We start from the raw sequence: 15,833 nt of genomic DNA, 5'->3' as shown, positions 1-15,833 counted from the left end.
TGGTTAAAGATTCTGTCGCCAGGTACGGTGAGTCGTCAGAGAGTTGTGAGACTCTGCCCTATCCCGATTATGTTCACCGACGCAGGCCGCATTGCGCAACTTGTTCTTTGATACTGTTCTTTAATCTTGTTTGTGTCGAGACCTCGATTATTTTGCCAGTTCATATCGAACAGGCCTATCGTGTACACGACCCCCTTTTTTCTTGCCTATTTTTTAACAGAGTCTATGTTTCTGACACGCAAGAAAAAACCCGGCTCAGACGGAGGTGGCACTCCTAACCGGGTTTCTCTCGAATCAACGAGCCGTCACTCAGCGAGTAATGGCTCAGGGGATAGTATAGCCATGATTTCGTTCGCGTACACAATCGGAGTGATGAGATTGTTGAGGGTGAAAATTCATACCGATGAGATGGCAAGCCTACTGCCCACTCAACGGCTGCTGCTGATTGTTTTGGCCACATTTGCCAACAGTGAAGGTGAGTGCTGGCCCAGTCAGAAAATCCTTGGTGATATGGTTGGCATAACCCGACACCGAGTCAGTGAATGCTTGAAAAAACTTGAACAGGAACAGTTCATCGAAAGCATGTTCCGGCAAGATGCGACCGGCACTAAAACAAAAGCCTACCGAATGCTGTTCGAGCCCTTTGTCTTCAAACAAGTCAAGGAAGATCACTACAACTGCTTCGGCCAGCGGATCGACGATCCTCGCATGACCGATACTTCCTGGGCAGAATAGCAAACATAACGAATAAGGATAGATTGCGCCCAGCCGCAATCTTATCCTGTTGTTGCACAAGCCCGGGTTGAATTCTGGTGAGGAAGGTCTATTGAAGTTTACTTTTCTGGCGGATCTTGAATCAGAGCGTTTTTTCAGAACACTATTTATTCAGGATGAGTGTCTCCCGACCACTGCATTACGGTAGTCTGGGGTATGTCATATCTGTCTGGCTGAGCTTACATCTTCTCCCTGTTTGTGAATGGCGGTATTTGTTGCTGTGGCAACTCAGGTCGGTTTCAGGAAGCTGAACGCAATGTGCTTCATCGCTGCGCCGCAATGCCTGCATTTGAATTGCGGACGAATCACGGGTTCTACTGCTTTGACCATGACGTGTAAAAACCAGTTGCACCAGTGATAATTGTTTTTTTGCGTTGCTGTGTAAAAATCCATAATCCCGCAATCGTCGAAATCGCCTGGGTAATACATGTTTCAGTACCAGCCACAGGAAGTCTTCTCCTGGCAGGGTTCGCGTCTCTTTTTTGCCGGTTTCACTGTTGAGGTAAGAGAAGGTCACCTTTCCTTGTTTGCTGGCCAGGATGTTGTTGTCGCTGATCACGCCCCGGTACAGATACCGGGATAGATATTCAAGTGCTGGTAATCCTTTGCCCACCCGTTTGCAATTGACGACCCACTCTTTGGGTAGCCTTGTTTTCAGGCTTAGTGATAGTAGTCCCTGTTCGGCCAGGGTGCGAAGGAGTCTGGCTCGAAAGACTATGGCCAGGTTCTTGCCATTGAAAAGATAGTGACCTGTGAGTTTGCGCCACTCTTTTCGTCGGGTATTGATGCCGCCACCGGGCACTACAAAATGTATATGGGGATGGTAATCCAGCCGTCGGCTGTGGGTGTGCAGGACACCGGTCATTCCCAGGTCTGCATTCAGTTTTTTGCTATTGGCTCCAAACTGTTTCAGGGTATCAGCCGCTGTTCTGAACAGTAAATCGTACACCTGTCGTTGATATTGCCAAGCCAGAGCCCGCAGTTGCACTGGTAAGGTGAAGGTCACCATAAAGTATTCAACGGGCAACAGTTTCTGTCTTTGCCGTTGCATTCCAGCAGCATCATGCCGGAAGCCCCTCCCTTAAACGAGAGTCAGAGGCGAGACTTGCTGGAGCTGTTTGAAGACCGGCACAACCTCAAGAGCACGCTGATTACCAGCCAGATGCCCGTTGATCACTGGCATGAACTGATCGGTGATCCGGCACTGGCAGATGCGATTCTGGACCGGCTGACTCATAACGCCCACCGCGTCCCTTTAAAGGGTGAGTCACTGCGCAAAAAACAAGCAAAACTGGCGAAGTCCGAACCTACGTCTTAAGCTGCAAACCGATGCGTCGCTGCGCTCCGATGAGGGGTGGCCGAATGTTTCCGGAATGGGTGGCCAGATACTTCCGGAATCAGTGGCCGGATGTTAGTGGAATGGGGAGCCGAATGCTCCGGAATGCGCACTATACCCGCAAAATAGTATATAATACACATCTTGAAGGTATCGATAAGGTATCTATTAGACGTGTTTGAATATGATCCTAACAAAAGCATGATAAATTTCGACAAACATGAAATTGATTTCAATGAAGCCCAAAATCTCTGGAATGATGAGTCAAAGATCGTTTTTCCAGCAAGTGTTGAGGGTGAAAAACGATACCTGATGGTTGCAGTGTATAAAGGAAAGCATTGGACAGCAGTTTACACACTTCGAGGAAACAACATCAGAATTATTTCAGTTCGTCGTTCCAGAACAAAGGAGATTATGTACTATGAAAACTGAAGATTTCGATAAAGCCTTTGATGAAGGTAGTGATTTAATTGATGCTGTCGTTGAATGGGAAAAAGGCCATCGTCCCGATCTTGATACAAAACGTATCAATATAGACTTCCCAGTCTGGATGATTAATGCCCTTGACAAAGAAGCCGCTAGACTTGGTGTTGCTCGCCAGGCAATTATCAAAACATGGATGGCCGAAAAAATAGATCAAACTCGTCGGTAAAAACTCACCTGAATCGGGTAAGGGCTGGCCTTTCTCCAGCCCTCCCCACAGCATCCGGCATTATTTAAAACTGGAAAAAGCAAAGTTCATTTAAAGCTGTCACCGCAAAACAAGAAACGGGGGTAAGATATAAATGAAAATTCATTAGGTATTGTTATCCTGATTTTTTGCCTGATCAGTTTTTTCCTAATCCTGTGCTCATGTATGTTTGCCAGACAATTTCAAAGCATTAGAAATCAAAAATATGTGTGTTGCAAAGAACTTGAGTAAGAACTCGGCTTAACCCAGCATAGAAATATCAAGTACAAAAATGGCAGCCAATCTTTGATCATACTACCTTTAATAATCATTGTGATTTCGTCATCTATGTTAAGCTGACTGACAAAATGGTAGCCGTATGAATGAAATAAAATTTACAACCGATCAAAAGGAGCGACTCGTCAGCAAAATAAAAGACTATTTTAACGATGAGTTAGGACAGGAAATTGGTGGCTTTGATGCTGAATTCGTGATTGATTTCTTTGCCAGGGAAATCGGCTCGTATTTTTATAATCAGGGGCTTTCTGATGCTTATACTGTATTTACCGAAAAGACTGAAGAGATAGGGTATCTGATGCAAGATTTAGAAAAACCTGATAGCTGACAGGTCATTCAAGCACGCTTCATGATGTGGGTTATGTATACAGATACCCGGATTTTGTAATAAAAATCGAGTGTTTCAGGTATATTTTTAACTGTAAGTGCTGGCGTTGGTGTAATCTCCGGGGAACCGTAATGGTTTCATTATGGTTGCAAAGGCCATTCAGTCAAACAGTGAAAACAGAAGGGGTGGTGGAGCTGATCAGCAGCGCAGGCAAGCTGCAAATCAGAAATAGAGAAGGCGAACTGATCAAAGTCCGGTTCAGCAAAAAAATGTACCAGTCAGTACGACCATTCCGAATGGGCGACACTGTCACCCTGCTTGCCAATGAGAAAACGGTCTTTAACAGTGCCACCCAGAAAGAGAATGGTAAAAAACAGTTCTGCAGCTTTCTGCTCATTTATAAGGGCTGGACCAGACCAATACCCGTACGCCGGATATTGAGACCATTGGCCGGGTGCGGATTATGGATTACTGAGAATTAGACATGAGACGATAGGATTGGTGGCTTCCCGCATGAAAACCCGACACCATATCCCTGATTAATAAGGTGGGTACGCCAGCAGTCCCGCCTTTAATGCACCTTCTACTGTGCCATTCACGTACTCTTCACCGGGAAAGAATATTTCCTTACTGTCGTATCGTGCAGAGGAGTATTTATAAATCGCAAAAGACCAGTTATCTTCTCCGCCGTTGAACTTCAACCGGCAAACCTGTCCCGGTCCATGGGTGTCAATTTTATCGAGATACAGATATTCTCCCCGGTATCTTTCCTGGTACTGACAACCATTCTCCTTGTTAAACCTGTCAATAATATTCGCAACATTGTTCTTTATAGCCTGGGGGATTTTCACTATCGCCTCCCGATCATTGTTCGCCGACACCAGAATCAAATGTAAGACACGCCCTCACTTTTTCCAGAATAAGTCTGTGGATAAGTTGTTGGCAGGTTGTGTTTATATTGTCAGTAGTTCGTTATAACCCTTTGCAGTAGCTACCTGTCGAATTATTATCCCCTGTTTCAGTTATCCGGAATTTGTGTGGAAAAGATTGTGGATAAACCGTTAGGGGATAAAGGCAGCCTTTCAGACAGGCGGGGTGAGAATAATTGGTTAAATATTGATCAATAAAAATCCTCATATTCCGGATACTGCTCCGGCGCTTCACCTTTACGTTCGATCACCTGGATATCAGACGTACTCTCTTCACTGCCGTGCATGACCACGATGTCAAACTCCCAGTTATCACCATAATCAAAGACAAAGGTGATTTTCATTCCGGGTACCGGCTCAAGTTGACGCAGCCGGGTTTCAGTCACACAGGCATCGCAGAAATCTACTGCAGGATGACCAATCATCCGGTCGGCACCAAATGGGCTCAGATACTGAAAGTGATAAAGGTGGTCACAATCAAAGTCAAAGGTGTCAAGGATGGCTTCTGCCAGATCTTCAAGCAGGTGGTCAGCGGATACTTTCAGTGTACGGGTGCACTGACTCCCCAAAGCAACGGACAGGACATAACTGGCAGCAATCATCGGCTCCGGTAGTTCCAGGTTTTTTTGAACATCTGGCCGAATTGCTTTTATCGCGGGCAGCAGATTGATGTGTTCATAGTCGTCTTCATATTCATCCTCTTTCAGCGAGTCGATAAACCCTTGCCGACAGGCGTTTAAAAACAACTGCCCCCAGGGCGTTAATTTCAGGAAATGGATTTCCCGGTTACTATCCTCAAGCTGGAATTCAGCCATCCCGGCCATTTTGAGAATGGTCAGGTTGAACGCCTTCCCCCTGCGTAACCAGAAGCCCGGATCCCTGGCCGCTTTGCCTTGCCATAGATCGGTGTCGCCGTACCTCATCATAAACCCGGGCAGAAAGCGGTTATCAATAGTATTGATTCGCTCCCCGACGCTCATGGCATAACCTCGATTAATCCACGCTTCCAGCAGGGAAAAATATCGTTCAGCACCATTCATGCCCTGCCACTGCTGGTAAAGCGCCTCATTGATATGAAGTACTGTATTTCCCCTGCTATCTGGCCGAAGGGCGGCCAGCCCCGAACTGCGACTCAGCAATAATAGCCCCATTAGCCGGGCATAATTAGTGGTCATTGGTCGTTTCAAGGTCAGCACTTCGGGGCTGGAGAGCAGACTGTTCAGTGGCTCAGCCCATTTAACCGGAGGCAGGTTCTTGCTTTTCGAGACTGGGACCGGATTTTTTACCAGGTAATCCAGAAACACATCAACATCCCGGAGGAATACCTGTTGATGGTCCGAAAGGGTAAATGCTGCTATGGCTTCTGCCGTTTTTGGTTCAAATAACATTGGCTTCATTCTTATTGCTAACTCGGTTTTGTTGACATGGATCAATTATTCAATTGCGGTAAATACGTAATCTGTATCCATCCATTGAGTGATTGCCGAAGTCGATAGCGATTGTTTCGGGGCCTGGTGCCCTTAGTATTAGTTAAATATATACCTTAAAAATGACTTCCTTTGCAGCTGTAAGGATAGATACCGTTTATAAAATTGGTATATACACCAATGAACTACACCAATTAAAAATATTGATATCTATCCGGGCCTCGGCCTGCAAAATTGCTTTTACGTCAAAAAAGTAACGCAAATGAATGAATTTTAAAGAAATAATGTTTTTCATAGACTTCTTTTTGTAGCATGAGTTACTCCTCCAGTTAATATGAAAAGCCTGCAAAGTTTCCTTCACAGGCCATCATTCAAAACTGAATAGGTAGGCTTTCACACCTACCCATCTTTGATGGCTTAAACAGCCTGCCAATTAGCCGCAATAACAGGATTTACCTGTGTACGGGTATCATCGGGAAGCTGTGCATTTCCAGGAGGAGGAGCATCAAAACCAGCCATGGCATTTACAAGGTTATCCATCTTGTTTGCCAGGAGTACTGCATCGCTGGTTCGTATCTGATCCAACTTCTGGGCATCGTTGCTGTACCAGTCCTGCACAGTGATCTGATCATCAGAGCCAATAACATCAATCAGCAGGTTGTCACCTTCACGGGTAAACCAAAGATTTTCTTCTTCAATACCAGACAGCTGCAGCACATCAGTATCAGCAGGCGTATTGGACAGGTTGTTGATAGTGTCTGAGCCGCCGTTGGCTGCAAAATGATAGGTATCGTTACCATCACCACCCATCAGGTAATCACTACCAGCATTACCATACAATTGATCATTTCCAGCACCACCATCCAGCCAATCAGCGTCCGACGATCCCAGAATAACCTGATCTCCAGCAGAACCTGACAGAATAGTTCCGAATGATCGCTCATCTGGAAGATTCTGGTAGTCCGGTGAACCGGCTGGTTCAGGGTTACTGGCTCCAAAAGCACCGAATATCTGGGCTGCTGATAACTGACCACCTGAAGCAAACGTAATAGTATCAACTACATTGTCTCCACCAAGGAACCAGTCTTTAAAGGTTACCTGATCCGTTCCACCGCTGATCCGCAGGATAAAATCGTTACCGCTACGCATCAGGCCACTGGAAACCTGGTTGAAATCTATGCCATCAAAGTGGAGCGTGTCTGAACCTCCTCCGGCATTAACAATGACATCCTGACCACCTCCGGTATTGATTACATAAGTATCATTGCCCCGGCCACCTATAAGCAGGTCATTACCGGCACCACCATTTAAGGTGTCTGCACCATTACTGCCTTCAAGGCGGTCATTCCCTGCATTTCCAAGAAGCTGGTCATCACCATTAAAGCCTTTAATCAGATCGCTTTCAGCGGTACCTGCGAGTGAAGCATCATCACCTGCAGTACCTTCTACTGTATTATCAAAATCAGCAGAAGGGTTAGGTACCGGCAAACCAAATGCTCCAAAAATCTGGTCAGAGGTTATTTGACCTCCGGTATCAAAGGTCATGGTTTCAACCAGATGCTCTCCACCAAGGAAGAAGTTCTTCAGCGTTACCTGATTAGGCCCGCCTGCTACGCGCAAGATCAGGTCATCACCAGACTTAATCAATCCGGAAGAAACATCACTGAATCCAATTCCACCTGAGAAGCGAAGGATATCGGTACCACCACCGGTACTGTCGATAACATCCTGACCGCTGGTATACACATAAGTGTCATCTCCAGTGCCACCGACATACTGATCATTACCGGCACCTCCCGTCAGGGTGTCATTGCCTGCACCACCCAAGAGGATGTCATTGGCAGCAGTGCCCGTGATTGAATCATCTCCGCCAGTTTCAGCAACAGGCGTTTCACCATTATCAGGCGTTTGTCCTGATCCATCATCAGGATCTGGATTGCTGCCACCTCCAGTGTCGCCACCACCATTATCTGGTGAGGGTAGATCAGTCAGTAACCCTGCAAAAGAGGAAGCCGGTATTGCGTACCCACCATCGGAAGGCTGAACATAACTAATGGCTTTCTCACCACCAAGGAAATGCTCTTTCACTCTTACCTGTTGACCTAAATCGTTATCCAGCAGAATAACCAGATCATTGCCATCCTGATGGAAGCTGAGTCGGTTCCGATCTATATTTCCATTGAAGAGAATCCAGTCCGTTCCTCCGCCAGTGGCATCAATGACATCCACACCATCTCCGGCGTTGTAGTAATAGTGGTCATCTCCGGCACCACCATCCAGAGTGTCATTGCCGTCTTCGCCCCGGAGTATGTCGTTACCAAGGCCACCGAGAAGCACATCATCTCCGGTACCTACACCACCGCCATTACCTCCAACCAGCTGATCATTACCATCGCCTCCTTCTAGACGATCATTGCCAGCCATACCAAAGATAACGTCGTTTCCACCCTTTCCGAGTATCTTATCTTTGTTGTTACTACCAGCCAGCTGCTCTCCGGCCTCAGTTCCACTCACAACGGAATCGAAGTCTGGATCACTGCCTCCGGCTACCAGTTGATTGATCTGCGTGGTTGAAATGAGTGTTCCACCGTCTGGCTGAACTGCATCCAGAGCGTAATCCCCTCCCAGAAAGTGCTTAATGACTCTTATGGATTGAGCGTCATCACCATTGGCTTTAATCAGCAGATCGTCGCCATCCCTTTCAAAACTGAGTCGATCCTGAGTCGCTCCACCACCAAGCAGGAGGATATCTACACCACCACCACTGTTATCGATCGTGTCGGCTCCATCACCGAGACTCCAGACATACTTATCGTCACCAGCACCACCCCGAAGGACATCATTGCCTCCTTCACCTCTTAACTGATCGGCACCATCTCCACCCAGCAGCGTGTCATTACCATCACCGGCATCGATATAATCATTTTCAGTGCCACCATCCAGAAGGTCATCACCGGCACCACCGAAGAGGCTATCTGCACCTTCCTGACCATAGACAGCATCAGCACCACTGCCTCCCGAAAGACTGTCATTACCCAGACCGCCTTCAAGATGATCATCACCGGCTTTTCCGTGGATATTATCGACACCACTGCCACCAAAGAGCCGGTCGTTACCGTCTTCACCGTCCAGGTAATCATCTCCAGCACCACCATAGAGCTGGTCATCACCGGCACGCCCCCAGACTTTATCGTTACCCGCCCCGGCATGAATTTCATCATTCAGATTTCGGTATCCCAGTAACTGGGCATCATCACCATCAGTACCAAATGTAACGACACGATTTTCAACATCGGCATCAGTCAAGCTGGTCTCATCGAAGAATCTAAGCTGATTGATTTTGAAGTGATTGGTAGGCTCACGGAACCAGTTCTGGACGGTAATCGAATCAGTGCCATTGCTGTGTTTAATGAGCAGGTTGTCACCGTGCCGCTCGAAAGAAAGGTCATTGTCTACAATGCCTTGCCCAAATAGAATCGTATCTGAAGAAGGATCAATGTTGCTGTAAGACTCATCCTGACGACGCTCTATCAGAAGGTCATGACCATCTCCAAGATTGAAGACGTAGGAATCATTACCAAACGAGCCGTAGAGTGTGTCGTTACCCTTGCCAGCATTAAAAGAGGTAGCCAGTGTAGAGAATGGATCATTAAAGGCGATGAGCGTATCGTTACCGTCGCCGCCATGTAATGTGTCCGACCCCCAGCCAGTTAAGTGGTCATCGCCATCACCACCTACCAGGAATCCTCTTCCCTCAAGGGTGTCATTACCTGTTCCACCAATGAGATGGCCTGTACCCGTCAGACTGTCATCTCCGGCACCACCATAAAGCTGGTCTGAGCCGTAACCGCCGTTCAGGACATCATTACCATCACCGCCATGCAGCTCATCGTCACCACTACCACCATCAAGGGAATCGTTTCCGGCATCACCGTATAACCGATCCTGGCCAGCCCCGCCGAGTAGTTGGTCATTATGGTTACCACCCCGCAGAATATCGTCACCCTCTTCACCTTGAAGATTATCCTGACCGTCCTGCCCCTGAAGCGTATCTGCTCCAGTACCACCTATGAGAGTATCGTCCCCAAGGCCACCATCCAGCAGATCGTTTCCGGCTTCACCATAAAGCTGGTCATTACCACCAGAACCAGAGAGAGTGTCATTCCCTTCGCGACCATAGATAACGTCATTGCCTTCCAGGCCGTCAACACTATCGTTGTCCGGGTGGGCATAGATAGTGTCATCTCCGGAAGTGCCCTTAAGGGCCATCTCTTTTATGATGTCATGATCCCAAACGGTGCCATCGGCAAAGACCATACGATCAACTGCGTTTGCACTAACGACGCCAGCCGCAGTCGCAAACTGGTTACGAATGCGGATAGCATGGTTTGTCGAAGTATTGGTAATCAGCAAGTCCGTTCCGTCGCGACGTAACAATACAGAATCAGGATTTACATCCGTAAAACGGAGTTCATCGTTACCAGAGGTGTCATCTATTTGATCATTCCCATGACCTGCGGAGAATAAATACTGATCATCGCCGTCGCCTCCATAGAGTTGGTCATTGCCCAACCCACCTGTGAGACTGTCATCCCCTTCACCGGCATAAATCACGTCATCTCCAGCCCCCGAATTTAACGTGTCGTTACCAGCGTACGCATCTATACGATCATTGCCGTCCAATGAATTGATGACGTTATCAATACTATTAGCCTGAATAACATCATCGCTTACAGTGCCTACCAGTGTTTTCAAAGCAACTGCATTGGCATCCAGAACTTCTGAAGTACCATCAGGCTTTTCAATGGTTAATCCACTCTTGGGCTGATCATCACTGAAGAAAGATTTCAATGTAATCTGATCGCCACTACTGTCCTTAAAGGTCAGCTGAAGATCCGAGTTCACACGACGGAAAACCACATTACTGAAGTCAGCCTTGCCACCGTCCAGATCGCTCAGAATCAAAGTTGTTGAATCTGCAAAGTCATCATAGATAAGGTCTTGACTATCGCCTCGCGAGAACAGATAACGATCGGAGCCAGTTCCCCCGTTAAGAGTATCCTGCCCTTTACCGCCTTCAAGCACATCATCACCAGAGGAACCATCCAGCAGGTCGTTTCCATCGCCGCCTCTGAGTTCGTCATTACCTCCAAGCCCGGATAGCTGATCATCACTGGCATAACCTCTCAGCGTATCAGCACCGTCATTACCGGTAAGGGCCTTGAGTTTGACTTGCTCAATATCCCAAACAGTACCATCTGCAAACTCTATTTCCTGCAAGACATAGTTAGAGGATGCATCAGCCTGAAAATAACGCTCAACCCGAATGGAGTCATTGGGTGATGTAATCAGAACCAGATCATCATTCTGTCTTGTTACACGCACGTCACTTGTCGTAATACTGCTGTCAAAGCGAATCCGGTCAACCCGCCCTTCTTCAGAGTCATAATTATGGATCGTATCTTGTCCATGCCCATGACTGAACAGATAGGTATCATAGCCCTGGCCACCCGTCAGGCGATCATTATCCGAGCCGCCCGTTAGCAAGTCATTACCTGCACCACCTTCGACAATATCTGCACCAGCTCCAGCATCAATAGTGTCGTTACCGTCACCACCGTAGGCTGTGTCATCACCCACACCGGTATTAATGATGTCATTTCCACCAAGACCTCTAATGACATCATTGCCAGCCAAACCGCTCAGGTTATCATCCGAGGAGTTATAGCCCCAGATATCATCATTACCTTCCGTAGGAACAATAACTTTCGCTTTGACAGTATCAATATCCCAAACAGTACCGTCTGCGAATTCAATCCGGTCTACCGCATAGCCTGATGTGGCATCATTGTTGAAATAGTTACGAACCCGAATGGATTGAGCATCACCATCAATCTTGATCAAAAGATCATCGGTTTGTCTTAGAAGTATGGTATTGGCTGGAAGAATGCTTTCGCTTAACTGAATGACATCGGTGTCAGTACCCGATGAATATTCGGTTATGGTGTCATGTCCATCCCCCTGGGCAAATATGTAGCTATCGTTACCTTTGTCGCCGTGTAGTTGGTCGTTAGCTCTACCACCATTGAGTGAATCATCACCTATACCGCCATGGAGGTAATCTGCACCATCGTCTCCTACGAGGTTGTCATTACCCAGCTCACCGTAAATGCGGTCATCACCCTCACCACCTGACAGCTGGTCATCACCATCACGGCCATAAATTACATCATTTCCACCCAAAGCGTTGATAATATCTACACCGGCATAACCGTAGACTTTTTCAACTCCATCGGTCCCTGTCCACTGAGCAGCCTGCGCCAGAGCCTCAGACATACTGGTTACAGTGCCATCAGCATATACCAGCTGATCTATTTGGTTGCGCTCACTGATAAATCCATTTCTGATTATGACCTTCGAAATAACATCATCTTTATTAATTTCGATGATCAGATCAGTAGCTGTTCTTCGATAACTAACATTCTCAGGGTTAATGGTTGAATCAAAAAGAATCTTATCGAGGTCAGTGCCAGTATTATCATAGTCTTCTACAATATCCTGACTTCCATCAGCAGTTATGACATAGGTATCACTTCCAGCTCCACCAAGAAGTAGGTCGTTGCCAGCCCCACCTTCAAGTCTGTCATTACCTCGCCCACCTTCAAGAGTATCAGCACCGACTCCTCCTATCAGGGTGTCATTACCATCTTCCCCTCTTAGAGTGTCATTTCCTTCTGAGCCACTGAGATTATCATTACCGGCTCCCCCCAGAAGCAAGTCATCCCCCTTCAAACCGTCAATGATATTATTCTGATTGTCACCCTGTAGCTCATCATTCTCATCTGTAGCCTGCAAGGCTAATGTATAAAGATCTGTTGAAGTCCACTCCTTCAGAGAACTATCAGGATCACTGAATTCAACTTTATCAATGGGGTAACTATTTGTGCTGTTGTAGAAATTTCGAATACGAATTTCATCTTGATCCCCATTAATGTATAGAACCAAGTCAGCCCCTTGAGCACGTATCAGAATATTTTCTGAACGAATACCTGCTCCAAGAATAATGCGGTCTAATGTTTCATTGCTTCCAGATTCATTGATGACATCAAGTCCATCACCAAGCCCATAATAATAAGTATCACTCCCCAAACCTCCGACCATAAGGTCATCGCCAGTTCCACCAGTTAGACTATCGTCACCCGTACCACCATAAAGCTCATCATGCCCAGACCCACCAAGTAACTGATCATTCCCATCACCTCCAAAGAGCCGGTCATGACCATCATTCCCTGAGAGCAAATCATTCCCTTTCTTACCGGAAATGTAATCGTCGCCAGCGAATCCATCCAGTTCATCAACATAGGAAGTCCCATGTATATCATCATCACCATCACTAAAGATTTGAGAAGCTACATTCTGAAGGTCGAAATTGTCTGGCCCAACCTCAAGCTTGCTGCCATCAGAAAACAGGATTGCATCGACGTATTTATAGTCAGAACCTTCTTGAGAAAAATGAGACAATACTCGAAGGGTATCATTTGTACCATTTATAGAGATGACAAGGTCGTCACCCTCCCGCTGAGTAGTAATATCATTTATTGTTAAATCGCCTAGCATTCGAATTACATCGTAACGCCCCTCTGTGCGATCATAATTATTGATACGGTCTTCACCATAACCCAGCCCAAAACGATACTCGTCGTTACCATTTCCCCCAATTAATAAATCGTTTCCAGCCCGACCATCAAGAACATCATTACCATTCATGCCTTCTAGCTGATCATTGGTTTCAAGACCAATTAACTCATTATCACTATCATCCCCTTCTATCACATCGGTATACAAAAGAAAAATATCACTATTTCCAGCAAGCAGCCTATCACCATAACTAAACGAGCTATTGACTATTTGAGTTACTAACGCAGCTGTTTCAACACTGAAATTATTAACTTCTTCTAATTGATTGAAGCGGTATAGAGCTGTTCTGAGATTGTCGAGATTTCGGGCATCATATACATTAATACCTCTTACTGCCTGAACAAAATCCTGTAGTAAATCTGGTGCTGATGATGGAGCAGCCTCAGAATATCTATAGAGATCATCGATCACATTTGTGAAATCACCGAGCCAAACATCAGACCCAGCTTCTTCAGTCCAGCTTACCTCGTCAAATAGGGGCTTCAAATAACTATCAGATGCCATTTGGTAGAATACACTGTCTACCAAACTGGCAAATATTTCATTATACATTCTTGCATATTGCCAGCCCCCTCCTTGAGCTATTGGAAGCTGGTATCCATAGAAAGACTCAAGAGCACCAATCTTTCGTGTATCCATTGGGGCTCTGCCATGTTGTCGGTATCCCCCGCTCTGTCCAGTCCAAGCAAAAATTATTGGTTCCAGCAAGGCTTGACTTTCTTGACGAGAGTCTGTGTTGACGAATTGCTCAACTAGCCTTTTTAATTCTCCTGATTCATCTCTAGCCATTGCTTGATGCAATGAAAATGTTGTGCCAAATCCACGTGCATCTGGCAAAAAAAGTGAAATTTCTAAAGGAACTTCAACTATAGTTTCTATTGTGTCAGTGGGGTCAGTATCAAACCAGACATCATTCATTGAAAGAACTTGCCCGTTGTCTGCAGTATAATTTCCTACTTGCCTATGTTCGTTTCCGGCACTATCTGTAAATGCTTGATCGGTATAATTAATAGAAAGAGACTTAACTCCCGCTTCCTCTAGAGTAATCAATTCGCCATCATCTGTAATGCCATTTTGGTTTAAGTCACGAAATACTCTTAAATTGACAAATTCCTCATCATTCGCGTTTATCAAACCGTCACCATTTGAATCAAATTCAGCAAGAGCGGTGAATCCATTATCTGCTTTGCTGCCATCGTTCAATACGGTGGAATTACCGAAAAGCTCCGTACCATCGTTGACTTTACCGTCTCCATTTCGGTCATATATTAAAAGTCCATCATCCGCTCCTACAAAACCGGATCGCTCTTTAAATCCATCCCCATCGTGATCAAAATATATTCCTGACGACTGGCCAACAGTTTCAATACCGTCTCCATCCAAATCTAAAACAAGCGGGGATGCAGGGGTCGGTCCAGGAGCTTTCGGTTTCGCAGGAGGAGGAGTGTTAGTAGTCTCACGAGGTGCAGACTCACCTAATATTCTATCAATTTCATCTTTTGATTTATTATGCAGTTTTGATACATCATCAACCATCTTATCGCCTAGACCTTCAGGAACTAGACCTCGGAATAAAATATTTAAAAGCCCATCTATTGTTTCACCAGCACCTTCCTTATTTTCTGGTGAAAAGCTTTCATCATCCTGCATTACATCATAAAGTGTTTCGAGTGCACGTTCTCTTTTTCCTTTGCTATCTCGAAAAACTTCCCTAAGATCATCGTTTGGATTGTTTGATGAGTCAGACATTTTAGAATTTCCCTTTTAAAAAAAACTAACACGGGTTATTTAAATCAGAAAAACAGCTAATTCTGCTATTTTTTTAAGTAATCGTAAATTTTCTGTCGTTTATCAGACCAGTCTTTATCCAAAAGAGCTTTGGAAAAGGCTACAGAATCAAGTCCGTTAATTACATCTTTTGGACTAATGATTTTGTTGTATGGGGTAGCTCCTTTTTCAATAAAAAACTCAACTAAATCCAGATGCTGAAAGAGAATGGAAGTATTTAATGGTGATAAGCCATCTTTATCTGTGACGTTTAAATCACAACCATCATTTATAGCATTGGATATCCTTTTGATTATCAATTTATCATCAACCCCTTTTTCTTTATAAGAAAGAACCAACAGAACTAGGACTGGGTCAACCTCACCGTCAATCGTGATATAGCAGTTATTTTTCAGATTGGCTTCGGCCCATGTGAGAGGAGAAAAAGTTAAAATTAAAGAAAATATTAAAATAGGAGTCAAACTAAAAAAACATGATTCCTTTAAGGTTAATTTCTTGTTTTGTTTCGTTTTCATTATAAAAGATCACTATAAAAAATTAATAATGTTTTACAAAACCAATTATCATCGGCTAAAAATTTAGCATT

The 15,833-nt window shown here is 45.4% G+C and carries 10 protein-coding genes and 1 pseudogene; 6 read left to right on the top strand and 5 right to left on the bottom strand.

The genetic code is table 11. The annotated features are described in order from the left end of the window. Window positions 1-180 precede the first annotated feature (180 nt). Window positions 181-735 (top strand): helix-turn-helix domain-containing protein, encoded by a 555-nt coding sequence (locus ACO6V1_RS08405; protein WP_422466488.1) that lies wholly within the window; start codon window positions 181-183, stop codon window positions 733-735. A gap of 178 nt (window positions 736-913) precedes the next feature. On the opposite strand, the gene ACO6V1_RS08400 is transcribed toward ACO6V1_RS08405, so the two are convergent. After that, window positions 914-1,825: an IS91 family transposase gene (locus tag ACO6V1_RS08400; RefSeq protein WP_422466486.1), complete on the bottom strand. Its 912-nt coding sequence runs from the start codon at window positions 1,823-1,825 to the stop codon at window positions 914-916. A 27-nt stretch (window positions 1,826-1,852) separates the two neighbouring features. Between ACO6V1_RS08400 and ACO6V1_RS08395 the strand changes: the two are divergent. From ACO6V1_RS08395 to ACO6V1_RS08375, 5 genes and pseudogenes are all read left to right on the top strand, one after another. Continuing rightward, window positions 1,853-2,092, top strand: a pseudogene (locus ACO6V1_RS08395) (ATP-binding protein); the annotation flags it as partial. A gap of 192 nt (window positions 2,093-2,284) precedes the next feature. Then, on the top strand, window positions 2,285-2,542 hold the full coding sequence (locus ACO6V1_RS08390; RefSeq protein ID WP_422450644.1) for a BrnT family toxin: 258 nt from the start codon (window positions 2,285-2,287) through the stop codon (window positions 2,540-2,542). Continuing rightward, window positions 2,532-2,762 carry a type II toxin-antitoxin system BrnA family antitoxin gene (gene brnA, locus ACO6V1_RS08385; protein ID WP_422450645.1) on the top strand — a complete coding sequence of 77 codons (231 nt, stop codon included), beginning with the start codon at window positions 2,532-2,534 and terminating at the stop codon, window positions 2,760-2,762. The genes ACO6V1_RS08390 and brnA overlap by 11 nt, the downstream gene beginning before the upstream one ends. 397 nt (window positions 2,763-3,159) lie before the next feature. Next, entirely contained in the window at window positions 3,160-3,405 is a 246-nt protein-coding gene (locus ACO6V1_RS08380) for a DUF2164 domain-containing protein (RefSeq protein ID WP_422450646.1), read from the top strand. Between the two features lie 131 nt (window positions 3,406-3,536). After that, entirely contained in the window at window positions 3,537-3,887 is a 351-nt protein-coding gene (locus ACO6V1_RS08375; protein ID WP_422450647.1) for a hypothetical protein, read from the top strand. A 57-nt stretch (window positions 3,888-3,944) separates the two neighbouring features. Here ACO6V1_RS08375 and ACO6V1_RS08370 read toward each other — a convergent pair whose 3' ends face one another. The 4 genes from ACO6V1_RS08370 to ACO6V1_RS08355 all read right to left on the bottom strand — a co-directional run bounded on the left by ACO6V1_RS08370 (window position 3,945) and on the right by ACO6V1_RS08355 (window position 15,762). Continuing rightward, complete coding sequence (locus ACO6V1_RS08370) at window positions 3,945-4,256, bottom strand: hypothetical protein (RefSeq protein ID WP_422450648.1); 312 nt, start codon at window positions 4,254-4,256, stop codon at window positions 3,945-3,947. A 269-nt stretch (window positions 4,257-4,525) separates the two neighbouring features. After that, window positions 4,526-5,722: an IS1096 element passenger TnpR family protein gene (locus tag ACO6V1_RS08365; protein ID WP_422466484.1), complete on the bottom strand. Its 1,197-nt coding sequence runs from the start codon at window positions 5,720-5,722 to the stop codon at window positions 4,526-4,528. A gap of 456 nt (window positions 5,723-6,178) precedes the next feature. Then, window positions 6,179-15,208 (bottom strand): calcium-binding protein, encoded by a 9,030-nt coding sequence (locus ACO6V1_RS08360; protein ID WP_422466482.1) that lies wholly within the window; start codon window positions 15,206-15,208, stop codon window positions 6,179-6,181. A gap of 65 nt (window positions 15,209-15,273) precedes the next feature. Beyond that, a complete protein-coding gene (locus tag ACO6V1_RS08355) occupies window positions 15,274-15,762 on the bottom strand; it encodes a hypothetical protein (RefSeq protein ID WP_422450651.1) in 489 nt (162 codons plus the stop codon). Between the last annotated feature and the right edge of the window lie 71 nt (window positions 15,763-15,833).

The sequence above is a fragment of the Endozoicomonas sp. ALC013 genome (assembly GCF_049310205.1).
Classification (GTDB): Bacteria; Pseudomonadota; Gammaproteobacteria; order Pseudomonadales; family Endozoicomonadaceae; genus Endozoicomonas.
This window is presented reverse-complemented; position numbering and strand designations above follow the sequence as displayed.

Excerpts from the sequence above, each read along its gene's own strand:
- ACO6V1_RS08355 (WP_422450651.1), bottom strand. The coding sequence starts at position 15,762 with ATGAAAACGAAACAAAACAAGAAATTAACCTTAAAGGAATCATGTTTT.
- ACO6V1_RS08400 (WP_422466486.1), bottom strand. The coding sequence starts at position 1,825 with ATGCAACGGCAAAGACAGAAACTGTTGCCCGTTGAATACTTTATGGTG.
- ACO6V1_RS08380 (WP_422450646.1), top strand. The coding sequence starts at position 3,160 with ATGAATGAAATAAAATTTACAACCGATCAAAAGGAGCGACTCGTCAGC.
- brnA (WP_422450645.1), top strand. The coding sequence starts at position 2,532 with ATGAAAACTGAAGATTTCGATAAAGCCTTTGATGAAGGTAGTGATTTA.
- ACO6V1_RS08365 (WP_422466484.1), bottom strand. The coding sequence starts at position 5,722 with ATGTTATTTGAACCAAAAACGGCAGAAGCCATAGCAGCATTTACCCTT.
- ACO6V1_RS08360 (WP_422466482.1), bottom strand. The coding sequence starts at position 15,208 with ATGTCTGACTCATCAAACAATCCAAACGATGATCTTAGGGAAGTTTTT.
- ACO6V1_RS08375 (WP_422450647.1), top strand. The coding sequence starts at position 3,537 with ATGGTTTCATTATGGTTGCAAAGGCCATTCAGTCAAACAGTGAAAACA.